This is a genomic window from Azospirillum sp. B21, from assembly GCF_008364825.1.
GTDB lineage: Bacteria > Pseudomonadota > Alphaproteobacteria > Azospirillales > Azospirillaceae > Azospirillum.
The window spans coordinates 24,894-50,927 of sequence record NZ_VTTO01000004.1; the positions used below are offsets into that span (position 1 = coordinate 24,894).

Below are 26,034 nucleotides of genomic sequence, written 5' to 3' on the forward strand. Positions count from 1 at the left end.
CGACATCATGGCGGGGAACTGGAACAGCAAGCGGGCCGGGGATCGCATCGATCAGGCCCTGAAGGATGTGGAAAAGGTCGAGGTCAAGACCCTCGTGTCGAAGAGCGATGTCCTGAACCTTCCGACAAATGTCGCCTACAAGGTCGATGCGGCACACATCTACATCGATCTTCTCAATATCTATGACATGCTGGGCAAAGACAGCGAGACGGAACAGAAGCACCGGCGTGCGCTGCGGTTCTTGAACCTGCACCAGCGTGCGGTACAGGTGATCCTGGAGGACGCAGACGCCGTCAAGGTCGATTTCCACAACCAGCGTCTCCACGCGGTGGTGGTCCTGCCGCTGGACGACGAGGCCAAGCGGATCAACAAGGCGGTGACCATCGGCGACAGCGTGATCAAGCTGCTGAAGAGTGTGTCGGATCCCGACGACCCGCTCCCGGCCGCCAAGGTGCGGGTTGGCATCGACAGCGGGATGGCTTTGGCGGTCAACAATGGCCGCCGTGGAAGCCGCGAACCCCTGTTCCTCGGCAACCCTGCCAACATCGCAGCCAAGCTGGCGGCAGGCACCGGGACGGCCAGGACGGGGATCTTCGTGACATCCGGTGCCCGCAAGACCGCTGGGCTTGACGTGGTGGAGGTCGAGGATCAGGCAACGACGCCTTTGTCGAAGACGGAGATCGAGGCGGCGGTTGCCGCGTCCGGCCTGGACATCGACATCGACGATGTGCTGGAGACATGGAACGATCAGCTGGCAGACCATCCGCTGAAGAGTTTCAAGTTCACCCGCCCGACACCTCCCCTCAGCGACTTCGAGGCGATTTTCTCCGAGATCGGTCCCGCCAGTTCGCGTCGGATCGAAGGCGTGACCTTCTATGCCGACATCGATGGGTTCACGAAGTTCGTCGCCACGCACCTCGACGACGAGCCGGAGAAGGTCGTCAGGACCCTTCACGTGCTGCGCAAGGAATTGCACAGTGTCCTGAACATTGATTTTGACGGCATGAAAGTGCGCTTCATCGGCGACTGCATTCATGGACAGCTGGCCGAGGGCGCAGCGAGCACCGATCGCGAGGCGACCGTCAGCACCGCAGTCCTGGCTGCCGGTGGCATGCGCTCCAGCTTCGACCTGGCAAAGGAAAAAATCGGTGAGATCGACGAGCTCGGACTCGCCATCGGCTTCGATCTCGGTTACGCCGCGATGAGCCGACTTGGCATCAAAGGGAAACGCTCCCGCTGCTCGCTCGGACGGGCGACAATACAGGCGGAGGATGAACAAAAGCGGTGCAGCGGCACCGAAACAGCCTTGGGATCCGACGCCTACAGCGCGGGTTCCAAAGCGGTGCAGGACCTGTTCGGCAAAAAGCGCAAGAAAGCCGATCTGGATTATGCCGCCGCGGTGACCGCGCTGTCCGACCAGGGCGACAGCACTGCAAAGGCTGCGGTTGCCAGAGCCATGGTGACTGCGCCTGCTTACGTGAAAGCCGCATCTGACTACGATGCCCGCCCCTATTCTACGCCGATGCGGGGTTGAGGATCGATGAGCGCTTCAGCGCATCACGCGGCAACCACCGTGGCCACCGGGTTGACCGGGCTTCTCAACAGTCCCCGTCTGAGCCGATTGTGCCGGACAGCCGACGCGGATGGGCACACCATCCGCTTCGTCAACCCGGGCGAACTCGGCCTGCGCATCGTCATCCCAAGAAATGATGGCCGTGAGATACCGTTCGACGTCATGATCACGGTCACGAACGGCGCCTTGGTTGTCAAGGAGGACGCACGGTCGGCCGACGCAAGGCTCCCGCCTGTTTGTCCGAGCCGACATATCAACCCGGATGGATCGTTCTGCCTGCATTGGCCCGATGTCGAGCCCATCGAGGTTCTCGACGACAACGGGGCACGACAGTGGCTCACCGCACTCGTCGCCTTCCTGATGCTGCAGGTGAAAGTCGAGATTACCCGATGCTGGCCGGCCGAAGCTGGGTGGGCGCACGGCTTGGCTGCCCGACCCCAATGGCTGGCGGAGAAAGCCGCCAGCGGCATATCGATGGAACTCGCCTCGCAGATCCGGTTCCGTCGGCTCAAGGTTGACAAGGCCGGCCGCATCCTGCTGTGCGATGGGCGGCGGATCGCGTCGATCACCAAAAACGGGGGGAAACCGGAAACCCTCGTTGGCCTTCGTCGACCCTGCCTCTGTGGAGCACATCGCCGCAGCCGGCCAGTCCTGCGTCGCAACTGCAAAGATCACAGCCGCCTTCTGGTCAAAATCATCCAGTTCCTGCATCAGATGCAAAAACATGAGGATTCACATGTCGCGTCCCTGCGCCAGGACGGGATCGCGTGCTGTCGATCCTTGAACGACTGCCCTATGCGGTGATCGGCGATTTGACCAACAAGGCATCCAAACCCTGCGCATGACTCAGTCAGTCGGGTTCCTTCTCTAGTCCTACAGTTGAGCCTGTGAGGCTGACGGGCGGGAGCTGTTGAAGGGAGTCTCCGCTTGAGGAGGCTTCCATGACCGCTGCTCTGGGTGTGTTGACGGGTTGGCCGTCCCGGCTGGATGAGCTGTTCGGCCGCAATTCCAATGAATTCGCGCGCGCCGAGCCGCGTCAGCAGGCCCGCAAGTACCTTGAAGGGCTGCTCGGCGGCGCCAAGCGCAAGAACGGCTGGCAGCTGGCCGAACAGATCGGCGACGCCCGGCCCTGGCGCACGCAGCGGGTGCTCAGCCACGTGCTGTGGGACCAGGACCGTGTCCGCGACGTATGCCGTGCCTACGTCGTCGAGCAACTCGGCCGCGATGGTGTGCTCATCGTCGATGAAACCGGCTTTCTCAAGAAGGGCGAGCATTCCGTCGGCGTGGCTCGGCAATATTCCGGCACCGCCGGGCGTATCGACAACTGTCAGGTCGGTGTGCTCCTGGCCTACGCTACCGAGCGTGGCCACGCACTGATCGACCGCCGCCTCTATCTGCCCGAGGACTGGCTGGATGACGCGCATCGGCGCGAGGGCCGCATCCCGGCCGACGTGGCGTTCGCCACCAAGCCGGCGATAGCGCGGGCGATGATCGCGCAGGCCCTGGATGCTGGCGTGCCGTGCGGCTGGGTGGCCGCGGACGCACTCTACGGCTCGGACAAGAGCCTGCGCGTGCTGCTGGAGCAGCGCGAGATCCCCTACGTGCTGGCGGTGCGCGGCAACGAGGTGCTGAACGTCCTGACCGCTGAGCGCGAGTTCCTCCACCTCAAGGCCTCGGCCTTGGCCGACCTCGTGCCGGAGGATGGCTGGAAGCGGCTGAGCGCCGGCGTCGGCGCCAAGGGGCAGCGCTACTACGACTGGGCCCGGTTGCGCCTGTTCCGCTTGCAGGAACCGCCCTGGGATCATTGGCTGCTGATCCGCCGCAACCGCAAGGACCACGCCGACAAGGCCTACTACGTCACCTTCGGGCCGATGGAAACCACCTTGGCGGACTTGGCGCGGGTGGCCGGGCGGCGGTGGGCGATCGAGGAATGCTTCGAGATCGCCAAGCAGGATTGCGGGTTGGCCGATTACGAGGTCCGCAGTTGGCATGGCTGGTACCGGCACATCACCCTCTCGATGCTGGCGCTCGCCTTTCTCGCCGCCATGCGCCAGCGGCTCACTACGGAAAAAGGGGCGGCCGCCGAACGCCATTCGAGCCAATTGCCTACAGCATGCCGGAGATCCGCCACCTCATCACCGCCCTCCAGAGGCAGTGTCCACCTGGGCTCGCCCTGATCCTCGCCTGGTCGGTGTGGCAGCGAACGCATCAGGCCGTCGCCCGCGCGTATCACTGGGGCCGCCAGCTCATGTCAAGGCAACCTCAACTATAAGACTAGATGTTTAGTCCCGGCGTTTGATGGTGCATCCTACCTGCAGGAATGGAGGGATGTACTATGGGCCAAGTACTCCATGGGAGCGCCACGACGACAGAGGCGATCCGTCGAGCGATACAACATAGTCAAGAGAGCCTGAGGGCTCTGGCCAAGCGCTACGGGATCAACCCGAAGACGGTTGCCAAGTGGAAAGCGCGGCCCACGGTAACCGACAAGAAGACCGGTCCCAAGGCACCTCGTTCGACGGTGCTGCCGGTGGAAGAAGAGGCAGTCATCGTCGCTTTCCGGCGCTATACCCTGCTGCCGCTCGATGACTGCCTCTATGCCCTGCAGCCGACAATCCCCCACCTGACCCGGTCATCACTGCATCGATGCTTGCAGCGCCATGGCATTGCCCGCCTGCCTGATGTCGAAGGAGACAAGCCGGTCCGCAGGAAGTTCAAGGCCTATCCCATCGGCTTCTTCCATATCGACATCGCCGAGGTTCGGACCGAACAGAGCAAGTTGCACATGTTCGTCGCCATTGATCGAACGTCGAAGTTCGCCTTCGTCGAACTGCATGAGACGGCGACGACAGCGACCTCCAAAGACTTCCTGCTGCGCCTGATCGCCGCTGTCCCCTACAAAATCCACACGGTGCTCACCGACAACGGCATCCAGTTCACCACACCGGGTGGCGGCGGATCGGCCGTCCCATTGATCAAGGAAGCCATCGCCAAGGGCGAGCGCTTCCGAGCCCATGCCTTCGAACTTGCCTGTGCGCGTCACGACATCGACCACCGCACGACCAAGCCCAAGCACCCGTGGACCAACGGCCAGGTCGAGCGCATGAATCGAACCCTCAAGGACGCCACGGTCAAGCGCTTCTACTACGAAAGCCACGACCAACTCCGGCAACACCTCACCGACTTCGTGGCCGCCTACAACTTCGCACGCAGGCTCAAGACCCTGAAGGGGCTGACACCATACGAGTTCGTCTGCAGAGCTTGGCAGAAAGACCCCTCCAGCTTCACCGAAAACCCGCACCATCAAACGCCGGGACTAAACATCTAGCGATCGCCAGGGTCCGCCCTGAAAGCACCGCGCTGCTACCCTCGCGGCACGACCTTTTCGCTTAGTCTCAAGGATGCTTCATTGTTCGTCGAATGGCAGCGGAAGTGTATCGCCAAACCGTGGAAAAGCCTTGTCGAGTTTGCGTTCATAATCTGCATAGGTGTCGGAGATTTTCATGAGCGCTTTGCATGCAACCAAAAGCTCCTGAAGCCGCCTGTACCCTTCAGTCTCAGTCAAATGAGTGAACAACTTTTCAGAAGGCCGCCCTGATTTTCCACGTTTCACCACTCTCTGAAGCTCTTTACGTACACCTGGAGCCAACCGATTGTAGATATCTTCAGTTCTTCTGGCAAAAATCAAAGGCCTTTTCATGCTGGATGGATCGTACTCGTAGCCATGCAAGCGATGCATTTCCTTATAGAACTCACTATCGAACGTCCTAACCCAAGGGAATGCTTCCTTCGATACATACTTCTCCAACAGCCGGATCAGAGCATCCTTCGCTCTCATGTCCTGAAAGCCGGTCGCTTCATCCACAAGTGCGTCAATGGCAACATTCGTCAGTGCCTCAAGCAACGTCAGACATGCTTCTGCGATGTGCTTCTGGCTGGAAAGTAGTTTTCCTGCCATGTGTGCCTTGGCGTAGACCCAGCAGACATCAGGGAGGAGCTGCGCCTTGTACCCCAATGCACGCCCGCCACCGGCATTGCCGCGTCTTTCCGTCTCAAAAACGATAGGGATCGACGAAGCCGCTAACCCATTGCCAATAAACGGTTCCAGGTTCTTCGCACGAAGGAATGCCGGCAAGTCGGCGAAGTCGGATCCGGAGGCGCTTTTGGGGGTTGGCGCCCGGCCGATTGCGGTGAGAAACCCTGCCTGTGTCAGGACTCTGGTGTTGTCCTTGTCGTCCAGCACGGCACAAGGAATATTGCCGACCCTAAGAACGCCAGTCACGATCACCTTGGGTACCGGTTCGCTCCCAGCCCCGGCCTGACTGGACCACCGTGCGATGGCTCCCTGCCTTGCAATATGCTTGCGTTCCTCGGGCGTGAGCTTCTCAGCCCGGCGCTTCCCGCCTTTGCTCTGCGGGGTTTCGTCGCTCATGATCAATACCCCATGCTTGCTTAAGCATGGTATATGCTTGCTGAATTTCTTTAGCAAGCATAACGGAACGAATGCGAATGTGCTTGCTGACTTCCCCAGTGCTTGACAACCGTCTTCCTTGCCGCCACAGCCCGCTGCTCGGGCGTAAGCGGACTGGAGCCCGACCGTCCCTGGGCTTCCTGTCATTTTCGCCCGACGCCAATCGTCGCCGGCATTGTCCCCGTCATCGAGGCACTGCGCTTTCGGCGCTAGCCGTGTCATACAGCGGGTCTCGCCTGGGCATCGCGACACCATCGGAAGGGTGTTGGCTGGCCAACGTCCGACCACACCGCAGGTACCCCCCAGCCGGTTCTTGTCGATTGGTCCCGGTCTGCAAGAGGCACAGAGACCTCAGGAGGCGATCTCGCCTCATGCGGAGGACGCAGCAGGTCTCTTGGACCCGCCCCTATCGATTTCCCAGCCAGCCGGCCAACAAGCCATGGCGACCATGTAACCGACCGTGCGGCCAAGCTTGGGCTGCGGTAAGATCGGGCGAGATTGCTGGCTGGAGGAGGACAGGATGCGGCGGCGGATCGTCAAACCCAACACCCGCAGTTTCACCGGACGCCATGTGCTGCCGGACGGCAGCGGCGACGTCCGCTTCGAGTCGGGGCTCGAGCGGGATTTCCTGACCCTGCTGAGCCTGCGCGACGATGTCCGGGAGATCGTCGAGCAGCCACTGACCATCGATATCGTTTGGCCCGGCGGGCAAGTGCGCCGCTACACGCCCGACTTCAAGGTCACCTATGCCGACCGGGTGGTCCTGTACGAGGTCAAGTACCGCGAGCAGCTGCGCAAGCTGTGGCCGACCCATCGCCATAAGTTCCTGCAGGCCAGAGCCTGGGCAAACAGCCAGGGCCTGCGGTTCCGCATCGTCACCGACCTGACCATCCGCACCGTCCGCTTCGAGAATGCGCGCCTGCTCAGCCCCTATTTGGGGATCGAGCCGGATGCCGGCATGGCCCAGGCGATCACCGACGGCCTCGCCCACGGGCCACGGACGGTGCTGGACCTCGCCCAAACCCTGTGCCCCGAGCGCTGGGACCGCGCACGCTTCTACGCGGCGCTGTGGCCGATGTTGGCCAACCGCAGCCTGCGGATGGACCCGCGGGCGCCGCTCGGCATGGACCTGCTGGTCGGGCTGTCCTCATGACCGATACCCTGCCGATGCCAGCCCCCCTCACCTACCGCCTGGGAGTGGATGCCGAGGTCGATTTGGGTGGCATCCTCGGCATCGTGGTGTCGATCGTCTCGCTGACCAGCGTGCTGATCGAGAACAGCGCCACCGGGGAACGGGCCATCCACGAGGCCGTCGGGCTGAAACCCTGGACGGGCACGGACGCCAGGCAGCGCCCCATCCCCGATCTGGCCGAGTTCACCGAGGAGGAACTGGCGGTCGGCCGGCAGCGGCAGGACGAGATCGAAGCTCTTCTGGTCCTGCGCCGCCGCACCAAGGCAGACGTGTCTCTGGCCGCCGAGCGCCTGGGGCTGCGGGTCTCGACGTTGTATGGACTGATCAACGACTACGAATCGGAACGCTCGCTCACCTGCCTGATCCCGCACGCCTACCGCCAGCGGCGGCGGCGCAAGCGGATCGGAGCCGAGACGGAGCAGATCATCGCCACGGCGATCGATGCGATCTACATGCCGAATGCCGGAGCGCGGGCGACCGAGGTCATCACGGAGGTGCTGGACCAGCTGAAGCGCGCCGGGCTCAAGCCGGTGGCGCCCAACACGATCCGCGCCCGGGTGCAGGCCCTTGACCCGAAGGCGGTCGACACGGCCCGGTTCGGCGGCATGGCGGCGGAACGCCGGCACCACCAGACTTACGGCACCGGCGATCCAGCGCGGTGGCCGCTGCAGCGCATCCAGATCGATCACACCGTCGCCGACTTCTTCGTCGTCAGCCCGGACGTCCAAGCCGTGACCCGGCCGATCCTCACGCTGGCCGTCGACGAGTTCAGCCGGGTGGTGAAGGGCTTCTACCTGTCGATCCACCGGCCGTCGACGCTCTCGGTGGCGATGGCCCTGACCCACGGCATCCTCGACAAGGAAGAGTTCTGCCGCCGCCATGGCCTGGAGTCGCCCTACCCGGTCTGGGGGCTCGACGATGCCATCCTGACCGACAACGCCGCGGAGTTCGACAGCCGCGGCCTTCAGCTCGGCTGCCGGCAATGGCGCATCCGCGGCGACTTCCGGCCACTCGGCCAGCCCTATTTCGGCGGTCGCATCGAACGCCTGGTCGGCACGATGATGGGCGATGTCCGGCTGATCCCCGGCTACACCTTCAACAGCATCGGCGAACGGGGAAAAGACTATGACGGCCGCGCCGGCGCCGCTCTGACGATTGAGGAGGCAACGCGCCGTCTGGCGATCATGATCGTCGATCGCTACCATCGGAGCCGGCATTCCGCCTTGGGGACGACCCCGCTGAAGGCGTACGAGCACGGCATCCTCGGCAGCGACCGTATCCCCGGACGTGGCTACCCGCGCATGCCGTCCGACCCCGGACGCCTTCTCAAGGATTTTCTCCCGGTCGAGTACCGGACCGTCCAGGCCTACGGCATCCGGCTCAACCACCTGACCTACCAGAGCGACCTCCTCCGGGTGCTGGCCAGCCGGAAGGACGGCCGGAAATACGTGGTCCGCTACGATCCGAGAAACGTCAGCGTGATCCATTTCTACAATCCGGACACGCAGGAGTATTACGATATCCCGCTGCGGGACCGCCACCGGCCGCCGGTGGCGCTGTGGGAGGTCGACGACGCCGTCGCCGAGCTGAAGCGCCTCGGGCACGATGCCGACGACGAGCACGCCATCTTCCGGGCGATCGCGCGATGCCGCCAGATCGATGCCGAGGCAGCCCGCAAGTCGGCCGCGGCCCGGCGCCGGCAGGAACGCCGGCGGGAGGACGCGAAGGCCCATGCGGCCCCTGCCCCGACGACCGCTGCGGCCCACGACACAATACCGGCCACCGTGCCGTCGACCGAGGCCGGGAACGATCAGCAGCCCACCCGGCGCGTCCGGCCGATCCGTGATCTGGAGGGCTGGTGATGACCGGCTACGACCACCTCCACCCCTCCACCGTACCGCTGCTGGAGTTGCCGGCTGCGGAGCGGATCGAACGGGTTCGCACCAAGCGTTGGATCCCCTACGCCTCAATTCGGGACCCCTACGCGGCGATGCGGACGCTGCTGGACATCCCCCGCCAGCAGCGTCCCGAGAACATCCTGATCGAAGCGCCGACCAACAACGGCAAGTCAACGTTGCTGGAGCGCTTCGAGGCCGATCACCCTCCCCTGCACCGCCCCGACCAGGACAAGTCGCTGATCCCGGTTTTGATGATCTGCCTGCCGGAGCACCCGACCCTGATCATCGTCTACCAGACGATCCTCGACCGGCTTGGCTGCCCTTATGCACCGAGCGCCCGGCGGGCGGAGCTGAGGCGAGCGGTGGTTACCAACCTGGAGAAGGTCGGCACCCGGGTTCTGCTGGTCGACGAGCTTCATAACCTGGCCTTGTCCGGCCCGCAGGAGCGCGATGCCATCCTCGCCTTCTTCCGCGCCCTGGGAAACGAGCCGGCCTTGCGCATCAGCCTCGTCTTCGCCGGAACCCCAGGCGCCCGGATCACCACCCAGAGCGACCCCCAACTGCTCAACCGCTTCGACGTGTTCCAACTTCGGCTCTGGCGGGATGGGGACGCCTTTCGGGAACTGCTGGCCTCGTTCGAAGCGCTGATGCCCTTGCGAGAGCCGTCGTATCTGGGTGACGACGATGCGATCGCCCGCGACATCCTGAGCCGTGGCGAAGGGGTCATCGGCGAGTTCTTCAAGATCGTCAGCCGGGCCGCGGTGCTGGCGATCGAGTCGGGTGAGGAGCGGATCACGCTGAAAACGCTGTCGCGCATCCGCTACCAGGCCCCCTCGCACCGCAAGGTGACGATCGACGATGTGCCGGCGCTGCCATGACGCTCCGGCCGTGGCCCTGCCGACCGAAGCCACTGCCGGATGAACTGCTGTCGTCCTGGATCGCCCGCACCGCCATCGCGAACGGCCTGACTCCGGGACATTTCATACGCGCGGCCTGGCCTGAGGTCCGGGTCGCGGCTCGTGACATCGACCATGTCGGTCCCAGCCACGTGGTCGAGCGCATGGCGGCAAGGACCCTCACAGACCCGGAACGGGCCTGGAGCACCACGCTGGGCAGCTTCAGCGGCTTTCTGTTCGAGGCGCACGCTCCGGCCGACGGTCGGCACGGTGGGACCAAATGGATCACCCGCACCCGGATTGCCGGCGGCATCTGGCACTGGCCGGGACAGCAGTTCTGTCCTGCCTGCCTGGCCGAAGATCCGGTCTGGATGAGGCGGTCCTGGCGCCTGGCGCTGTCGGCGGTCTGCCCCCACCATGGCTGCGTACTGGCGGACCGCTGCGGCCGGTGCGAAGCGCCGGTCACGGTCATCCGGGCGGACCATCCTGGACAGTGTCACGCCTGCCAAGGCGATCTGTCGCTCACCCCCTCTGCCGCAGCGCCGTGGGAAGCCATCGCCCTCCACCGGCGCCATGAGGCCATCCTCGCCCGTGGCTGGGCGCAACTGGGAGAGTATAGTCTTTATTCCACCCGGTATTTCGACCTGCTGCACTATGTGCTGCGCTTGCTCGCAGGGCCGCGTTACGGAGAGCGGCTGCGGACGATCGTCAGCCGCCTGTGGGGCGGCGATGCCACGCCGCCGGTGCGACCGGTCGGGCTGGCCAAGCTTGAAACGCTTTCCCCAGGCGACCGTGCCCGGCTTCTCGACCTGGCCGCGCGCCTCCTGCCGGGATGGCCATACCGGTTCGTCGGCGCCTGTGCCGAAGCCGGGGCATGGCAGGGAGAGCTGATGTTCCACTTCGCCGATGCCCCCTTCGCTTTTGCCGATCCGGTGCGCCGGCTGCTTCACAATGCGCCGTACCGCCCCACACGCGAGGAAGCCGCAGCAGCGGCCGCCCATCTGCACCGCAGCGGTCAGCCGGTCACGACGCGCGCTCTGAGCAAGCTGGCGGGATCGGGCGCCGTCCGCGCCCGCCTGCACAGACCGGATGCGCCCTGACTGTCAGGGCAGAACCGGGACCGACACCAGGCGCCACGTCCGACCATCCCGCTCCACCCGCCCCGCGTGCTTCAGGCGGTTCAACACCATGCCGGTGGTCTTGGGATGCACGGCCAGGCCGAGGCGCGCCTGGGCTTCGCGTGCGATGTCCGAGGCCTTCAGGCTCTTCGGGTAAGCCGCGGTCAAAGCGGCGAGGACCTGGGCCTGGAAGGCCCCCTTGCCGACCGTCCGGCCCGTCGTGGCCGCCACGACCAAGGGCGGCGGCAGTGGAACCGTCAGCACGCGGGCCGCCGCTTCGGCATCGGCCAGTGACGACCGCAGCACACTCAGCCGCTCCTGAAGCCGGTCGATCTGCCCGGTTGCCGCGATGATCTCCTGTCGGATGACAGCCACCCTGCCGGCGAGTTCCTGGCTGAATTGCGTGTGCGCGGTCATCGGCACCCCTCCACCGGCCTGTCATCTTCCCTTGCGATCAAAGAATTCTAATCATATTATTTTTATTCTTCAATGCCGAGGTTTCAGTCGATGACGGTGCAGACGACGTTCGGTCAAGACCTCAAAGCATGGCGGACCGATCTGGGGCTCACGCAGACGCAGGCGGCCCATCTTCTGGCAATCGGCCAGAGCTGGTACAGCAAGCTCGAGAAGGATACGAACCCGCCGGGTCACAAGGTGATCGAACGCTTTTCTGCGCTCCGTCACTCATCCAGCCAGCAACACTCCATGTACACATCCGCCTGCACAGCGTTGCTGGAGGAATTGCGCGTGGAAGCCGGCCGCAGGCCAAAGCGCACGGAGGAGGCTCTGCGCATCGCCGTATCGCTCATCCGGTTCGTGAACGCGGAATGAAGACTATTCCTTGGGGAACCACCTTGCCCGATCCGACGGCGTTGGCCCGCATCGGTGGAGCGTTAACCGCGGACCTCGCTCTGGCGCTCGCCTTCCGCCGTTGGATCTATCGCTGGGAATGTTGCCCGTCGCCCTCTCCCGATCTGCTCCGGCTGCGGTTGGTGCGCCGGCACCGCGGGAGGGAGCGCACCGTTGTCATCGACGCGATGCAGCGCACGTCGTTGCGCCGGCAGTGGAGAGCGATCGGCGAGACCATGCGAAGCACGCGGCAAGCCGCCGTCCAGCGCAAGGAAGACTATTTTCTGCTGACCGACCGTTCGATGTCACCGGTCCTGCGCGGCAATCTGGAGCGTTTGGTCGCCTGCCGCCCCGCCTGCCCGCCCCGCGCGGTGGAACGGGCACTCTGCGACGAATGCCCGCCGCACGCGCTGATATCGATCGGCGTCCTGATGGCGCGGGCCGGCCGGCTCGGCATCCCCGCACCGGCCGCCCATGCCGCGATCATCTGGATGCTGGCGGTCGACGATTTGCGCTGCGATCTTCACCAGCCGCTGGGTCGGGATGCGTATGTTCGGCGTCTGTGGAGCTATGAGCCGACGGCACCTCAGCCCTTGCCAGAACCGCCTCAACAATCTGGTCCACCGTGGCGGTTTCCGTTCTGACCTTGGTGAACAGCAGATGGTGACGCAGATCGCCGACACCCCGGCCGTTCATCCGTTCCCCCCATTGCCCCCGCCGGGCGCGCACGGCCGTGACGACGCTGCACAGGTCCTGTTCCGACAAGCGGCTGCCATCCGGCTGAGCGATCAGCATCACCCCCTCCCAGTCCTTGGGATGCTTCGGGCGTGGTTCGAGGCCCATCAGACAGCTCCAGCGTCCGGACACGGAGAACTCCGCCACGAGAACCATGCGGGTCAGCCGGTCGGTGATCTTGTGCCACCACCCTCCGTTGGGATGCGGCGGCAGGCAGCCGAAGGTGAATTCGCCATGGTGCCGTTCGGCTCCCGGCGGCACCACCAGACCGGCAAGACCGGTCACGGATGAGTGGCACGACAGCGCCCGCAAGACGTCGCAGAACAGATCGACCTCGGGCTCGGTCGGCGGGTCCGCGGGAGGCTGCTCATTCCCGGTGATGAGCCTCACCCGGCGCACGGTTCCCTGGTCCGCCCCCAACACGCCGCTCGACACCTCGTCGGGAACGAGCACCTCCCCTGGGATGTGCACAACCGGCGTGCTGGTGGTGGCACGCTGGATGGTCTCGACACGGAGCGGCAGGTTGCTGAGTGCCGGAAACCGTGGAACGATGGAGGGGAGTTTCAGATCCTCCTGGGGCAAGTGCCGGTTCGGCCGGCGATTGTTGACCACCCGCTTTGGCCCGACATAGCCTGCGATGCTGTGCATCAGCACACGTCCGCCCTCGTCATGAGTTCCGGCAGGCTCGTCCTCGCACCTCTCGATGATCAGCTCATCGAACGGGAACGGTGCCGTACATTGGAAGAGACGGAGCAAGAGAACCCGTTCCGTCGGAGTACCGTCGGCCAGCGTAGCCGTGAATCGCTTTCCCTCCCCCGTCAGCCTCGTGCGTCCGGTAAGGGGAAACGTCGCGTACAGCGAGGCTGGCCGCCGTCCTGCCGCTGCAGCCATGGCTGCCAGGAAGGGCAAGCAGAAGGCCTGACGCTCGGCAGAGTTTTCCGCGGTGCCGAAGAAACGGCCGAGAGTGCAGCAATCGTCCCGGCCAAAGCCAGCCCGGGGTGCAATCCGGAGCACCCGCCAAGGGGCGTCAGCGGTTGCCGAGGACGACGGATCGGCTGGCACAATCTCCATCCTGGTGCGCGTGAGATCGCACAGACTTCCCGGGTCTCGCAGGAACGCTCCGTTCAACAAGGCTTGGGCGAGGGCCGTCGACGTTCCGATGTAGAACTGGGCCAGGGTAAGAGCCGGGATGATCAGGCCGTAGGGATCGTTGCCCACCTGCACGCCGACCAACCGGACATCCCTGCTGTGGAGCCGATAGACATGGGGCGGCAGGATGTAGTCGGTCTTGCGCTGTGGCGAAACCGGGTCGTATCCGCCGAACTCGCGGATCCGGTTGGAACCGACGGTCACGTCGAGCGTACAGTCTTCCAGTGTCTCAGCGCTGTCGGCAATCTTCTGACCATCATGCCAGACGCTGCCGATGATCAACAGCGGCAACCATCCCGCTCCTGCCAGAGCCCTTTTGGGAACGGAATTCCCTCCAATTCCAACGAACAGACAGTCGATCAACGGATCGAAAGGATCGGTCGCGTTGCTATGCGGACCATTGATCCAAACCAGACGCCACGGTCCGCCCTCGGGGAAGGTCTCGAAGAAAAGTTCTATATCCTCGGCGGAAGCACGGACTGAATTGAGTGCCACGCCCATCTCCCTCAGCTCATTCGGGTTATCAGAGTGGCCGAGCGCTTGGTGCATAAGCAATCGATTGCATTGTGGGGGACCATCACCGAAGCAATGATTGGATGTGCCATATCGATTTGGAAACGAAACGAGGCTTCCGGGATACTGTTTTTCGCACGCCCTGCTGGCGCCGGCGCTGCTCATTTCGTTGGCGCAATGAGGGTATCGACGCTTTCCCTTGGATGAGGGCGTTGCCACAACGATGCAAATGCCCGGCGAATCGGGACACGCATGACGCGGAGATGGCGCCGAACGCCCCCCTCTCCATCAGCAGCGATATCGGCTTGCGACCGGATTTGCCAGCCGGAGCTGTGAAGGACCTCACTGTCACCCTCCATCACCGAAAGCAGAAACACATGCTTGTGAAATCAACTTTACGGAGAAGGCTGTGTGCCTGGTCTCAAAAAACATGACGGTCGATGGTCACCGCACCTCGATGAGCCTGGAACCCGTCATGTGGGACGCTCTCCGTGACGCTGCCCGGCGAGAGGGTATGACAGCCAATGCCCTTGTTTCCCAACTCGCAGAGCGGTCTCCACGCACCCTGACGAGCGACGTCCGGGCGTTCATCGCCGGCTGCTACCGGGCGGCAGCCACCGAGGCAGGACACAGTGCCGCCGGACATGGCCTGGAGCTTCCATTGACGGTAGATCGGTTCATGACCGATCCCGGCCCATCACCCACTCTCCCTGCCGAGAGGTTGGCATCGGTCCGATAGGCCCCAGCACTCTGCACCTTCCAACAGCCGTGGCTGCGGCGCCTTCGTTTCTCGGACCTCCGGGTACGACCGAACGTCCGTGGACACGATCCCCGCCGGTCCGTTCACCGGCGGCACCACGCTCCTCGTCAGGACAATTTCCGATCTGAAACCATTGTCTTCAGATATTCTGGTTTCCAGTATTTTGTCTTTATCTTCTACCCTGGACTTATCGTTTTTCCATCAGGCTGATATCCATCCCAGCAGGCCTGAAAGAGGGCAACTCACGAGCGGAATTTCTGTTTCTTCTGCTGGAAACGACTGGAATTTCGAGGGGCCAGCCTCTGCGCCATCCGGATTCCGAATGGAATCCTCGCAGGGTCAAAAAGGCAACTTTCGTATCTCTTGAGCGGTTGCGACAGAGTGATTTGACGCGCATACTTATCAATAGATCAATTGCATGCGTAAGTAAAAAAGTTGTAACTGAAAATCAAACGGGTTGGGAGGGGTCGATGTCATTCATGCCACTCGGTTCGATGCAGGAGCCGCGTCCATCCGACACGGTCCTGGCGTTGATCGAAGCCGCACTCAATTCCGACTTCGTGGCGGTCCGCCGCCTCGGCACCACCCTGGTCCGCAGCCTTCCTGAACCGGATCGGGTCAGCACGCAGGAGCGGCTCACGCGGCTGTTCCGAGGCGCGGGCGGAACCCGCCCGCCGCACGCCGTGGCGCCCCTCGACGTCAAAACCAAATCCCCCCTGGTTGAGGAGCTGCCTTGGCCAACAGGCCCGCTGTTCCTTGACGACGAGGACTCCCAGCTGCTGGAGCGGTTCATCGCCGAAGCGCAGGCGGCCGACGAGCTCGCCGGCGCCGGACTGGCGCCACGCTCCAATCTGCTGCTGGTCGGGCCGCCGGGAACCGGCAAGACCCTGACGGCTGGCCACATCGCAGCGCGCCTGGGGCTGCCCTTCCATGTGGCCCGGCTCGACACCATCGTGTCTTCGCTGCTCGGAGACACGGCCAAGAACATCCGCGGCATCTTCGACTTCGTCCAGCGCGAACAGGGGCTGCTGTTCCTGGACGAGATCGACGCCGTCGCCAAGCAGCGGGACGATGCCCGCGACATCGGTGAGTTGAAGCGCGTCGTCAACACTCTGCTGCAAGGGCTCGACCGCCTCGACCATCGCTGTGTCGTCATCGCCGCCAGCAACCACGGCCACCTGCTCGATCCGGCGGTGTGGCGCCGCTTCCCATACCGCCTCACTGTCGATCAGCCGGCGGCGGGGCTGCGCGCCAGCCTGTGGTCCCATTATCTCGGCCTCGACCCCGCGGAGGCCCCTATTGCCGATGCCTTGGCCGGCATGTCGGACGGGTTGTCGGGCTCCGATGTCGCCGAGATCGCCCTTGCTGCCCGGCGCACCGCTCATCTGAAACGGACAAAAGTTTCCTTCACCGCAATCGCCGGTGCGCTTCTGGATTGCGCGAATGGCAAATTTTCGTTACCAACCATAGGTGAGCTCGACCGCGACGCGACCCTCAGTCTGCGCCGCGCGGTCGGCGAGCGGTTCGATTTGACCAACGGCCAGCTCAGCGCCCTCTTCTCCGTGACCTACGAGGCCGTGGCAAAGGACGCGCGGGTGAAACGCGCCGGGGGGAAGCGAAGGAGCGGCCTTGCCCAACAATCCGGTGCTGCGGCTGACGGTGCACCCACGGCGGGAGCGCGTGACCGGCGGCGGTAAAGACGACAGCAAAATCACTCCCCATTATGCCGACCGGCGCCGGGCCCTTATCGAACGGGTGTCGAGCCTGGTCGACCCGGCATCGCCTCACACGCTCTGGTTCGCCGGACACGCGCTGTTCTGGGTCGGCGTCGACCTCGACTCGCTGGCTCCAACCTACACGCCAAACGATCTCTTCCACTCCGACATCGGCGTACGGCTCGTCGCTCCCTGGAACACGGGTTATGTGGTCGAGGTGCCCTTAGCCAGCCGCGCTGCTCTGCTGCAGCGCCTGCGGCAGCCCAACACCACTCCGCAGCGGGTGGACATCTCACGGATCGTCAGCTTCCGCCCGCTTCACAAGGAGATCACCCCAGACAGCCTGAAGCAGGCCTGGGCGACGGCCGCCCTGGACGGGCCGGGGGTTCCCGCCGGGTTCATTGTCTGCCTGCCGCCCTTCCAGTCCGTCGCCGCACGAGACGCCGTCCTTGAGCATCTCTGGCGCTGGATGGCCGAGCAGCCGATGATCCAGCTCGGCCAGTCCCTGCCCATGGAAGGCGGTTCGGATCTGGTTCTGCCGAACGGCCAGCCGGGTGGCGCCCCGCTGGTGCCCGGGGCCGCGGCGGACCAGCGTCGACGCATCCAAGCCTCCTATCGCGCCGGCCATCACCCACGCCTGCCGGTGACGGCGTGTTTGCGCGAAGCGCTGTTTCAGGGAAGCGAGCGCGGTCTCATCGTCCGCTGGGACCCGGTCACTCCCCTGGCACCGGCGCGACCTGGAGGTGGCCGGGAGCCTGACCTTGACCGCGAGATCTCGCTCGATGAACCGATCGTCGGGCACATCGACGGGGGTTTTACCTCGCGGCGCTACCGCCCCGCCGTGGTCTGGGAAGCCGACCCCTTCCTGGCACCGGCCGATCTGGACACCAACCACGGCAACTGCACCGCGGCGCTGATCGTCGAAGCCCATGGCTGGAACACCGATCTCGATCTTCCTCCCCTGCACTGCCGCCTGGGTATCGTGCCGGCGGTCCCGCGCTCGACCTAGGGCTGGGACCCATAAAGGGATTCCCAAGGGTGCGGGGTTGTGATTCAAGGTCTCCGGAAGGAGACCGCTGTTGGACCGAGACTATTTTTGGCTGACCGACACGCAGTTTGCGCGGCTTGAACCACATCTGCCGACGGACACCCGTGGCAAGCCCCGGGTCGATGATCGCCGGGTCATCAGCGGTATCGTGCATGTCCTGATCTCCGGCTGCCGGTGGAAGGATGCCCCTGCGGTCTACGGGCCGCGCAAGACGCTGTACAACCGCTTCCAGCGCTGGGCGGCCAAGGGTGTCTGGTCGAACCTGTTTCACGCTCTGGCCACCGCCGGAGGACCGCCCGCGGAGGTTTTGATCGATTCCTCCGCCGTAAAGGCGCATCGCTGCGCCTCGGGCGGAAAAGGGGGGAGCGGAACCAGGCGATCGGTCGCTCGCGCGGCGGTCGCACCACCAAAATCCACGCCCTGACCGACCGGAACTGCCGCCCCATCGCCTTCCTACTCACCGGCGGGCAGGTCGCGGATTGCGTTGCTGCCGACACCCTGCTCGACAAAGTCGCCGCCGCCGATCTGATCCATGGCGACAAGGGCTACGACACCAACGCCGTGCGCCGGAAGATCGAGGCGATTGGAGCCGCGCCAAACATCCCGCCCAAGATCAACCGCATCTGGAAAAACTGTTTCTCGCCATACCTTTATCGAAACCGCAACGCCATCGAGCGCATGTTCAATCGGCTCAAGGATTTCCGACGTGTCGCCACCCGTTACGACCGGCTGGCCACAAACTTCCATGCCGCCGTCTGCATCGCCGCTGCCGTCTGCTACTGGTTATGAGTCCCAGCCCTACAGCGGCCCCTGGGACCTCGGCGCCCTGATCCTGTTCCTCGACAGTGTTCTGAAAGCGCATCCCGAAACCACCGTGTGGAACATCTCCGCCAACCTCCGCCATGCCTGCGAGCGGAATCGGGTCAGCGAGTTCGGTCACCAGTTGTCGCAACTCGCCCGCCGGCACCGGGTGTTGTTCGTCGTTTCGACCGGCAACCGCACCGGCGATGGCGAGGAGCGGATCGCTCCCCCTGCCGATGCCGAAGCGGCCCTGACCGTCGCCGGTCGCCTTCCCAATGGGCACGGCAAGGTCGGCGATTTTTGTCCAGTGTCCCGGGTCGGGCTTGGTCCCGACGACATGCTGAAGCCGGAACTGAGTTGGTTCTCGGTCGTCCAGGTCATCGGCGGCCGCTACGGTCGTGCCTCGAGCTATGCCGCCGCCCTGGTCAGCCGGCTGGCCGCCCACACCTGGGCCCATCTGCGCCAGCCCTCGCCTGATTTGGTGAAAGCCCTGCTGATCAACGCCGCGGACGGCGTGGGCCACCACTACCGGCGCGGTTATGGCAGCCCGGTGCGGCCCCAGCTTCCCTGGGAGACCGACGACGGCACCGTCACCCTGTGCTGGCAGGGCCGGATGAGCGCGAAGCTGCGCTACTACTGGGAAGGCATCGAGATTCCGCTCAGCCTGCGTCCGGGAGGTCTGTTCCGCGGTCGCGTCCGGCTGGTTTGCATCCTTGCACCCGTGACGCACATGCGCGGCACGAACTACGCGTCGACCCGCCTGGAGGCAGCGCTGCAGTACCGGAACGGGAAAGGCGAGTGGGCCCGTCTGGCCGGCAGCTTGCCCTCCGATACGGCGGAGGGGATCGCCCGCGCCAAGGATGCCAAGTGGCAGCCCCTGCGCTGCTACAACCGGCAGACCCGGCGCGGCGTCACGCTGGGCGGCCCGGAGCTCCGCCTGTCGGCACGGCTGTTCTGGCGCGACCGCTACCTGTACCCGGAGTTGGAGACCGACGAGGTCGAATGCGACGTGACCTTCATCGTCACCTTGCAGAGTTCCGACGCTCAGGCCCCCGTCCACGCTGAGTTCATTCAGGCGATGGACGGGAAGGTCGAGCACGCGGTGATCGAACCCGAGATCGAAATCGACAGCAGCATTTAGCTTCTGCCAAACATCCCAGCCATTCACTCTCTTGGTCTTCCTCACCCAGAAGGATGTAGAAGAAAATGGAAAAATTGAAAATCAATAGCATCGAAGGAAAGGGTGATCTTCAAGAGGAATGCGTATGGCTTGATGTTCTTGAGGACATCAGTAGCTTGGCTTATTACATGGTAACCGATACCACCTATACAGGTGACAACAGCATATCCAATGAACTGCGCCATATGTACTGGTTTGCCCCAAAGGCAGTGAAAAAAGGCGATTGGATAAAATTGATGACCAAGGCTGGCACGAACAGCACCTCGACCAACAATCGAAAATCGACCACCCATGTTCTGTATTGGGGTTTGGGAAGAACGATATGGAACAAGACAGGCGATGCCGCTATACTTTTTACAATAGAGAATTGGAAGACAACGAAGGCTTGAGAAAAACAGAGCGCAAGCCGTTGCGCATGATTCTGTGCCGATCGAGATCATCGCGGGCGAGCCGTCAGCCTAGCCGCCGTCCGCACTGCTTCGTCTGGATCGCTGCGGTGCTGCAGGAAATGGCCCTGCAGCACCGCAGGAGCCAGAGCGCGACCGCCGACCGCGGCGACGAAGGCTCCCGCCAAACCCCCACGGTCCGGGTAGAAGGCCTGGAACATCCGGGCAATCTGCTCGCCCGTCGCCAAACCGATCTCCTGCCGCCGGTCGATGCGCCCGGGCCGGATCAGCGCCGGGTCGAGCCGGTCCAGGTGGTTGGTCGTCATCACAAGCAGATGCCCCTCCTGCGACATCACCCCGTCGATGGCGTTCAGCAATCCTGAGAAGGTGATACCCCGGCCCGCCGTCTCGGCGTCCCGGTCCCGGAACACGGCATCGATGTCTTCGAACAGAAGCACGCTGCGCGCCGGCGCCGTGCCAAGCAGCGCGCACAGTTGCTGGTCATCGAGCCGGTCGGAGGCAAGGTTCACGATGCTCAGGTCGAGATCGAGTTCACTGGCAAGCGCCCGGATCAGGCTCGTCTTTCCGGTTCCGGGCGGACCGTACAGCAGATAGCCGCGGCGCCAGGGAATGCCGCGGGCGCTGTACCAGGCTTCGCCGGCCAGGAAGGTTCGGGCGTCCTCCAGGAGAGCCTCGCCCACCCCATCGGCGAGAAAGACGGAACTCAGCGGCCGCCGGCGGATGGTCGTGCGGCCGCTCCACTCGCCGTAAGACTCCACCATATGCACGGCGATGCAGTCAGGGTCCCGCCCACCGAACTGCCGGTCGGCAGTCCGCAGCAGGTTGGTCAGCATGGCCCGGTTGCGGGACAGGGCCCGCAAGGTGATCGTCTCGACAGGCTGGCGTCCAGATGAGGACATCCCAGCATTGCCGACTCCGACCGAACGTTCGACCCACAGCAGCATCCCGCCCTCGTACAGGAAATGGCTGCCTTGCCCGGGAGACAGGCGCAGAGCCTCCGCCTCTCCTTGCGGCACCCGAGCCGCGGTCAGTCGGCGACAGCGGGCAGTGTAGGGATGGGCGGCGAACCAGGCGACCAGCGATTCGAACAGGGGCGAACGGCTATCGACGGTGAGGGTGGTGATGAACCAAGCCTCGACGATGAAGCGCAGCAGGGAGGGCAACAGTCGCAGGGCCGCCGCACCGGCGACGCCAAAGGCGCCAAGAGCCAAGCCACCGGTGAAGACTTGGTTGTCCAGCTGCGCCGCAACGGCCTGTGAGAGAGCCTCAAGCATGATCCGTCACCCTGGGGGACAGGATGTACCGGATACAGGCATGCAACAACGCCGCGGGAAAGCAGTGGCCCCACGGAGCGGAAAGCACGACAAGTCGCGTATGTGTGTATGAAGTACGGCGCAGTCTCCCTATCAGAAGCGAAAAGAGCCGTCAATCCATCAGAAGCATCTCCCTCAAACGCCGTGGCTTCGATCACGCCCATCGCTCCCTGAACCGTTGGCATCGCGATCCTCAGGGGCCAGAACCATGACCGGTCGGCCAGGATGGCTGCGATGCCAACAGCAGCCATAAAGCAGAGGTGACGCGTGGCGAGATGTTGGGCGCGATCCCGGCCTGCTCGATCTTCCGGCAGACGACGGTACTATCCTATCCCTTGCTGCCGTGCAGGAGACCGGTGGCGGGCATCCGGTCGAGCCAACGGTCGACGGCGGTGCAGTCGGCGACCTGACCGCCGGTCGGCGGAAGGTGAGCGACCGGCCGCGCGGATCGCTCAGGGCATGGATTTTGGTGCTTCGGCCGCCATGGGACAGCCCGATGACCTGGGCATGCTCCCCCCTTTGCCGCCGCTTGCCGACCGATGGACGCGCACTGCCGTGGAGGCGATCATCACCTGGGCCGGCGAGCCACCCGCCGCGGCCAAAGCATGGAAGAGGTCTTCCCAGGCGCCCTTGGCCACCCAGCGGACGAAGCGGTTGTGATGCGACTTGCGGGAGCCATGGACCGACGGAGCATCCACGCGCGGCTTGCCACGGGTATCGCGCGGAAGGTGCAGCTCAAGCCGCCCAGGCTGCTCCACCGTCAACCAGAACTGACCGCTGCTCATCGAAAGTCCCTTTCCAGGGCGCCCAGTCATAACGAGTCCATCTGGAAAAAGCCCTTTCATGCATCCGGACCATGAACATTCAGGCGGCGGATCGGTGCCACGCCTACACACTCCGACTGATGCCCTGCGGGAGGCCTGAGGCTGCCTGACCGCCGAAATCCAAGCGACTCCGCTGCACCGGGAACGCAGAAGGACCAAACGTCATTGCGGTTTTACACCTTGACCGGGATCAAGCCAGTGCCTCTGCTTTCGGAACCGCCGCGAACCCGGCCAGCGGGTGTTCCGGGCTTCCGAAACAATGCTGCCTCGGTTCCGTTTAACTCTCTTGCGGTGTGCATCGCCTCGCCGAGGTGGGCATTGCTGACGGGAGGCAGTCAGCGTGGGCTGGAAGATCCCCAGAAGCCACGTAAAGATCGCACTCGGTGCGGCTGTGATGGCCGCTCCGCTGCTCGGCTACGAGGTTCTTTCCCTGACCACGCTGCGCCAGGAGCGTGAACAGGAACTGGAGGCGGAGGCCGGCCGTCTCCTTGTGCTGGTGGACACCGAACAGCGAAAAACCGTGGAGGATATCCGCCACATTTTCGCGACCCTGCAGGCGACCGGGGTCCCCCACCTGCCGCCTGCCGATTGCCTGGGCATCATGGAAAAGCTCAGGCCGTCATACCCAAGCCACCTCGAAATTCAGCTTGCCGATAAGACTGGCCGGGTGTGGTGCGCAACACAGCCTGGATCGGTTGGGACCGACATCGGCGATCTGCCGAGTTTCCGGGAGGCGCTGCTGAACGACCGGGTTGTCGTCGGCGAACCTGGCCCGATCCGGGCGACACCGACCGCCCAAGGGCGCACGATCCTGCCGTACAGGCAACGCTATAAAGGGGCGAACGGACAACCCGACGGCACGATGACCGCTTTGATCGACTTGGACTGGCTGAAGGACTATGTCGTCAAGCTGCCCTGGCCGCCATACGCCGTGGTTACGATCGTGCATCCGGACGGACAGATCCTCGCACGGGCGCCGATGGACAAGGGGCTTGTCCTCGGCACCAGGCTTCCGGACCGGCTGCGCTACACCTTGGCGGGGTCTGCATCCGGCTCCGGGCAATCTCCCGGTCTCGACGGGGTGGAACGGCGCTTCGTCTTCCTGCCGCCGAAGGCAACCGATGCCGGGCTGATGCTGGCGGTGGCCATCGCCCCCGGTGAAGCGCTGCAGCCCATCGACCGGTCGGCCGCCAGTTCCCTTGCAGCGTTCGTGCTGCTGCTTGCATTGGTGTTCGCCGTCGGCGCGTACGGGACGTCACGACTCGCCACCGCCAGGCGCCAGGAGGCCGCCGCGGCCGCCCGGATGTCGTCCGTTCTGGAGAGCACGTCGGACGCAGTGATGGAAATCGAAAGCGATTGGACGGTCTCCTACCTGAATCCCCAGGCATGGGACCTCCTGAGCCTGGAGCGTGACGTCACCGGAGATCATGCACAGGCCGCGTTCGACTGTCTCGCCGGCTCCGACCTCGAAGCCTGCCTCAAGACCGTCATGGATCGTCGCGTGGAGGTTGAGTTCGAGTTCCTCTACCAGCGGACCGGACGATGGTTCGCGCTGCGGGTGTTCCCATCGCGCAAAGGCGTAGCCATCTATTTCCGTGATGTCACGGAGCAAAGGGCGGCGGACGGTGAACGCCGTGCCTTGGCTGGAGAGCTGGAGCGGGAGAGGTTTCTGCTGCGGGCGATCAGCGACAGCCTGCCCATCGGGTTGCTGATCGTCGAGGCTCCGTCGGGGCGCCTCCTCATGCACAACCCTGCAGCCGAGCAGCTGATCGGACACCGCATCATGGCTACGTCCAGCGTTGCGGATTACAGCGCCTATGGCGGCGTCCGGGCCGACGGTACGCCGTTGCCCGCCGATGAGTATCCTCCCGCCCGAGTGCTGCGGGGAGAACTGGTGTCACAGGAGGAAATGCACTACCGCCGGGGTGACGGCTCGATAACCACTTTCCTTGTCGAGGCGGTGCCCGTGCATGGAGCCGACGGCAGGGTGGACCTCGTCGTGGTCGCCTTCCACGACATCTCGCGGCGGAAAGCCATGGAAGAGGCGTTGCGGGAGAGCGAACGGACCTTGAGCGCCGCCCTGGCCTCGGCCAGGGCGGGGACCTGGACATGGGACATCCGATCCGGGGAAATCAATTGGTCGCCGGGCAACTACCTGATCCATGGCATACAGCCCGGCGACGGACATGCCCGCTTTTCGGAGTGGGTGGCTGCGCTTCATCCGGAGGACCGGAGCGAAGCGAAAAGGAGGGTCAGGAGGACTTTGGCATCGCGGCAGACCGCCTACGATGTCGAGTATCGGGTCCTGCTGCCGGATGGCGGCATTCGGTGGGTCGCCGGCATCGGCAAGGCCGAGTATGACGAAACCGGCCGGCCGCTGCGAATGTCGGGCCTCACGGTGGATATCACCGATCGCAAAACTATGGAAGTCGCGCTGAGGACAGCGAAGGAGGAGTCCGATCGGGCGAACAGGGCGAAGGCTCGCTTTCTGGCGGCGGCCAGCCACGACCTGCGCCAGCCGCTCCAGTCGATGGCTTTGTTCGGCGGCGCGTTGCACACACATGTGAAGGATGGCCGCGGAACGGAGATGCTGCTCATGTTGGAGCGCGGAACCGAGACGATGAAGGCACTCCTCGACAGCCTGCTCGATGTCTCCCGTCTCGACGTCGACGTTGTGAAGCCGCAGGTGTCCAGCTTTGATCTGGACGCGCTCATCCAGGAAATCACCGACTCCTACCGGCCGCTCGCCGCCACCAAGGGGCTGACCGTTTCTTCCGGCGGCTCATGCTGCGGCGTGACCGTCCGCAGCGACCGCACCATGCTTGGGCGGATCATCCGCAACCTCGTCGAGAACGCGGTTCGTTACACCGAGCAGGGAGGGATCACGGTTTCCTGCCGGATCGAGCGGGAAAGCGCATGGATCGACGTCGCAGACACCGGCATCGGCATCCCTCACGACCAGATCACCATGATTTTCGACGAGTTCCACCAAATTGGCAATCCCGAGCGGGACCGCAGCCGCGGTCTCGGCCTGGGATTGTCGATCGTGCAGCGCCTGTCCCGGATCCTTGCCCATGAGGTCCGCGTGCACTCAAGGCTTGGAGAAGGATCGGTTTTCTCCGTCGAGGCCCCGATCGACCTCAATGCGGATGTGCGGGAGGCTGTGACCGCGCACAACGAGACCGCCCGTCCGATCGGCCGCGGGCGACTTGCGCTTCTGATCGATGACGACACCATCGTCCTGATGTCGCTGCGGACACTGCTGGAGGAATGGGGGTATGACACGCTGATTTCCGGCTCCCCCGAGCAAGCCATGGCCATTGTCGCCGAGGCTGGCCGCCGGCCGGACGTGGTTGTCGCCGACTATCGTCTTCGGGCTGGCCGGAATGGGTGCGAGGCGATCAGGGATGTCCGCAACCAACTGGGATTGGAGATTCCGGGTGTTATCCTGACCGGCGAGACCGGAGCGGAGTGTGCGCGCGACGTTGGCCAGTATGGGCTGGGAATAATCCACAAGCCGGTCATGCCGGGCCAATTGTGGGCGGCCCTGGAACGGCTGCTCGGCTCCACGCGCCAGGACACCAGGCTGTGA

Annotated in this window: 20 protein-coding genes and 2 pseudogenes; 17 read left to right on the forward strand and 5 right to left on the reverse strand. The window is 64.1% G+C overall.

Annotated features, from left to right (window positions below; translation table 11 throughout):
• Window positions 1-7 precede the first annotated feature (7 nt).
• The 4 genes and pseudogenes from FZ983_RS11175 (at window position 8) to FZ983_RS11190 (ending at window position 4,901) form a co-directional block, all read left to right on the forward strand.
• Window positions 8-1,534 (forward strand): adenylate/guanylate cyclase domain-containing protein, encoded by a 1,527-nt coding sequence (locus FZ983_RS11175; RefSeq protein WP_149223647.1) that lies wholly within the window; start codon window positions 8-10, stop codon window positions 1,532-1,534.
• Window positions 1,535-1,540: 6 nt separating this feature from the next.
• Complete coding sequence (locus FZ983_RS11180) at window positions 1,541-2,377, forward strand: E2 domain-containing protein (RefSeq protein WP_149223648.1); 837 nt, start codon at window positions 1,541-1,543, stop codon at window positions 2,375-2,377.
• Window positions 2,378-2,514: 137 nt separating this feature from the next.
• Window positions 2,515-3,615: pseudogene (locus tag FZ983_RS11185) on the forward strand (IS701 family transposase); the annotation flags it as partial.
• Window positions 3,616-3,908: 293 nt separating this feature from the next.
• Window positions 3,909-4,901, forward strand: coding sequence for an IS481 family transposase (locus FZ983_RS11190; protein WP_149223650.1), 993 nt, complete (start codon window positions 3,909-3,911; stop codon window positions 4,899-4,901).
• Between the two features lie 78 nt (window positions 4,902-4,979).
• On the opposite strand, the gene FZ983_RS11195 is transcribed toward FZ983_RS11190, so the two are convergent.
• Entirely contained in the window at window positions 4,980-6,005 is a 1,026-nt protein-coding gene (locus FZ983_RS11195) for a P63C domain-containing protein (protein WP_188092291.1), read from the reverse strand.
• Window positions 6,006-6,564: 559 nt separating this feature from the next.
• Between FZ983_RS11195 and FZ983_RS11200 the strand changes: the two genes are divergently transcribed.
• From FZ983_RS11200 to FZ983_RS11215, 4 genes are read left to right on the forward strand one after another with little or no spacing between them, the layout of a single operon-like run.
• A complete protein-coding gene (locus FZ983_RS11200; protein WP_149223652.1) occupies window positions 6,565-7,197 on the forward strand; it encodes a TnsA endonuclease N-terminal domain-containing protein in 633 nt (210 codons plus the stop codon).
• Entirely contained in the window at window positions 7,194-9,098 is a 1,905-nt protein-coding gene (locus FZ983_RS11205; RefSeq protein ID WP_149223653.1) for a Mu transposase C-terminal domain-containing protein, read from the forward strand. Before FZ983_RS11200 ends, FZ983_RS11205 begins: the two co-directional genes overlap by 4 nt.
• Window positions 9,098-10,012 carry a TniB family NTP-binding protein gene (locus tag FZ983_RS11210; RefSeq protein ID WP_149223654.1) on the forward strand — a complete coding sequence of 305 codons (915 nt, stop codon included), beginning with the start codon at window positions 9,098-9,100 and terminating at the stop codon, window positions 10,010-10,012. Before FZ983_RS11205 ends, FZ983_RS11210 begins: the two co-directional genes overlap by 1 nt.
• A complete protein-coding gene (locus tag FZ983_RS11215) occupies window positions 10,009-11,130 on the forward strand; it encodes a TniQ family protein (RefSeq protein ID WP_149223655.1) in 1,122 nt (373 codons plus the stop codon). Before FZ983_RS11210 ends, FZ983_RS11215 begins: the two co-directional genes overlap by 4 nt.
• Window positions 11,131-11,133: 3 nt before the next feature.
• On the opposite strand, the gene FZ983_RS11220 is transcribed toward FZ983_RS11215, so the two are convergent.
• On the reverse strand, window positions 11,134-11,565 hold the full coding sequence (locus FZ983_RS11220; RefSeq protein ID WP_149223656.1) for a hypothetical protein: 432 nt from the start codon (window positions 11,563-11,565) through the stop codon (window positions 11,134-11,136).
• Window positions 11,566-11,655: 90 nt separating this feature from the next.
• Here FZ983_RS11220 and FZ983_RS11225 point away from each other — a divergent pair, with 90 nt between their 5' ends.
• Window positions 11,656-11,979, forward strand: a complete 324-nt coding sequence (locus FZ983_RS11225) for a helix-turn-helix transcriptional regulator (RefSeq protein WP_188092292.1) — start codon at window positions 11,656-11,658, stop codon at window positions 11,977-11,979.
• A gap of 501 nt (window positions 11,980-12,480) precedes the next feature.
• On the opposite strand, the gene FZ983_RS11230 is transcribed toward FZ983_RS11225, so the two are convergent.
• Complete coding sequence (locus FZ983_RS11230) at window positions 12,481-14,382, reverse strand: hypothetical protein (RefSeq protein WP_188092293.1); 1,902 nt, start codon at window positions 14,380-14,382, stop codon at window positions 12,481-12,483.
• Window positions 14,383-14,824: 442 nt separating this feature from the next.
• On the opposite strand from FZ983_RS11230, the gene FZ983_RS11235 reads away from it, so the two are divergent.
• The 7 genes from FZ983_RS11235 (at window position 14,825) to FZ983_RS11265 (ending at window position 20,287) form a co-directional block, all read left to right on the forward strand.
• Window positions 14,825-15,133 carry a ribbon-helix-helix domain-containing protein gene (locus FZ983_RS11235; protein ID WP_149223659.1) on the forward strand — a complete coding sequence of 103 codons (309 nt, stop codon included), beginning with the start codon at window positions 14,825-14,827 and terminating at the stop codon, window positions 15,131-15,133.
• A 79-nt stretch (window positions 15,134-15,212) separates the two neighbouring features.
• Entirely contained in the window at window positions 15,213-15,521 is a 309-nt protein-coding gene (locus FZ983_RS11240) for a hypothetical protein (RefSeq protein WP_149223660.1), read from the forward strand.
• Window positions 15,522-15,624: 103 nt separating this feature from the next.
• Window positions 15,625-16,851, forward strand: coding sequence for an AAA family ATPase (locus tag FZ983_RS11245; RefSeq protein WP_149223661.1), 1,227 nt, complete (start codon window positions 15,625-15,627; stop codon window positions 16,849-16,851).
• Complete coding sequence (locus tag FZ983_RS11250) at window positions 16,784-17,878, forward strand: hypothetical protein (RefSeq protein ID WP_149223662.1); 1,095 nt, start codon at window positions 16,784-16,786, stop codon at window positions 17,876-17,878. Before FZ983_RS11245 ends, FZ983_RS11250 begins: the two co-directional genes overlap by 68 nt.
• A 70-nt stretch (window positions 17,879-17,948) precedes the next feature.
• Window positions 17,949-18,706 (forward strand): IS5 family transposase gene (locus FZ983_RS11255; protein ID WP_109095184.1). Its coding sequence is split into 2 segments (ribosomal slippage): window positions 17,949-18,282 and window positions 18,282-18,706, totalling 759 coding nucleotides; the frame shifts between segments, so codons are not numbered across the junction.
• Window positions 18,663-19,859 carry a S8 family serine peptidase gene (locus FZ983_RS11260; RefSeq protein WP_149223663.1) on the forward strand — a complete coding sequence of 399 codons (1,197 nt, stop codon included), beginning with the start codon at window positions 18,663-18,665 and terminating at the stop codon, window positions 19,857-19,859. Before FZ983_RS11255 ends, FZ983_RS11260 begins: the two co-directional genes overlap by 44 nt.
• Window positions 19,860-19,924: 65 nt before the next feature.
• Complete coding sequence (locus FZ983_RS11265; protein ID WP_149223664.1) at window positions 19,925-20,287, forward strand: hypothetical protein; 363 nt, start codon at window positions 19,925-19,927, stop codon at window positions 20,285-20,287.
• Window positions 20,288-20,334: 47 nt separating this feature from the next.
• Here FZ983_RS11265 and FZ983_RS11270 read toward each other — a convergent pair whose 3' ends face one another.
• A complete protein-coding gene (locus FZ983_RS11270; protein ID WP_149223665.1) occupies window positions 20,335-21,579 on the reverse strand; it encodes an AAA family ATPase in 1,245 nt (414 codons plus the stop codon).
• Between the two features lie 304 nt (window positions 21,580-21,883).
• Window positions 21,884-22,403: pseudogene (locus FZ983_RS11275) on the reverse strand (IS5/IS1182 family transposase); the annotation flags it as partial.
• Window positions 22,404-22,782: 379 nt separating this feature from the next.
• Between FZ983_RS11275 and FZ983_RS11280 the strand changes: the two are divergent.
• Window positions 22,783-26,034, forward strand: coding sequence for an ATP-binding protein (locus FZ983_RS11280; RefSeq protein ID WP_149223666.1), 3,252 nt, complete (start codon window positions 22,783-22,785; stop codon window positions 26,032-26,034).

What these genes read in the sequence shown, in the direction of transcription:
- FZ983_RS11220 (WP_149223656.1), bottom strand. Translation starts at nt 11,565, where the DNA reads ATGACCGCGCACACGCAATTCAGCCAGGAACTCGCCGGCAGGGTGGCT.
- FZ983_RS11235 (WP_149223659.1), top strand. Translation starts at nt 14,825, where the DNA reads ATGACGGTCGATGGTCACCGCACCTCGATGAGCCTGGAACCCGTCATG.
- FZ983_RS11200 (WP_149223652.1), top strand. Translation starts at nt 6,565, where the DNA reads ATGCGGCGGCGGATCGTCAAACCCAACACCCGCAGTTTCACCGGACGC.
- FZ983_RS11270 (WP_149223665.1), bottom strand. Translation starts at nt 21,579, where the DNA reads ATGCTTGAGGCTCTCTCACAGGCCGTTGCGGCGCAGCTGGACAACCAA.
- FZ983_RS11245 (WP_149223661.1), top strand. Translation starts at nt 15,625, where the DNA reads ATGTCATTCATGCCACTCGGTTCGATGCAGGAGCCGCGTCCATCCGAC.
- FZ983_RS11225 (WP_188092292.1), top strand. Translation starts at nt 11,656, where the DNA reads ATGACGGTGCAGACGACGTTCGGTCAAGACCTCAAAGCATGGCGGACC.
- FZ983_RS11190 (WP_149223650.1), top strand. Translation starts at nt 3,909, where the DNA reads ATGGGCCAAGTACTCCATGGGAGCGCCACGACGACAGAGGCGATCCGT.
- FZ983_RS11180 (WP_149223648.1), top strand. Translation starts at nt 1,541, where the DNA reads ATGAGCGCTTCAGCGCATCACGCGGCAACCACCGTGGCCACCGGGTTG.
- FZ983_RS11175 (WP_149223647.1), top strand. Translation starts at nt 8, where the DNA reads ATGGCGGGGAACTGGAACAGCAAGCGGGCCGGGGATCGCATCGATCAG.
- FZ983_RS11215 (WP_149223655.1), top strand. Translation starts at nt 10,009, where the DNA reads ATGACGCTCCGGCCGTGGCCCTGCCGACCGAAGCCACTGCCGGATGAA.
- FZ983_RS11265 (WP_149223664.1), top strand. Translation starts at nt 19,925, where the DNA reads ATGGAAAAATTGAAAATCAATAGCATCGAAGGAAAGGGTGATCTTCAA.
- FZ983_RS11195 (WP_188092291.1), bottom strand. Translation starts at nt 6,005, where the DNA reads ATGAGCGACGAAACCCCGCAGAGCAAAGGCGGGAAGCGCCGGGCTGAG.
- FZ983_RS11230 (WP_188092293.1), bottom strand. Translation starts at nt 14,382, where the DNA reads ATGGGCGTGGCACTCAATTCAGTCCGTGCTTCCGCCGAGGATATAGAA.
- FZ983_RS11205 (WP_149223653.1), top strand. Translation starts at nt 7,194, where the DNA reads ATGACCGATACCCTGCCGATGCCAGCCCCCCTCACCTACCGCCTGGGA.
- FZ983_RS11210 (WP_149223654.1), top strand. Translation starts at nt 9,098, where the DNA reads ATGACCGGCTACGACCACCTCCACCCCTCCACCGTACCGCTGCTGGAG.
- FZ983_RS11260 (WP_149223663.1), top strand. Translation starts at nt 18,663, where the DNA reads ATGCCGCCGTCTGCATCGCCGCTGCCGTCTGCTACTGGTTATGAGTCC.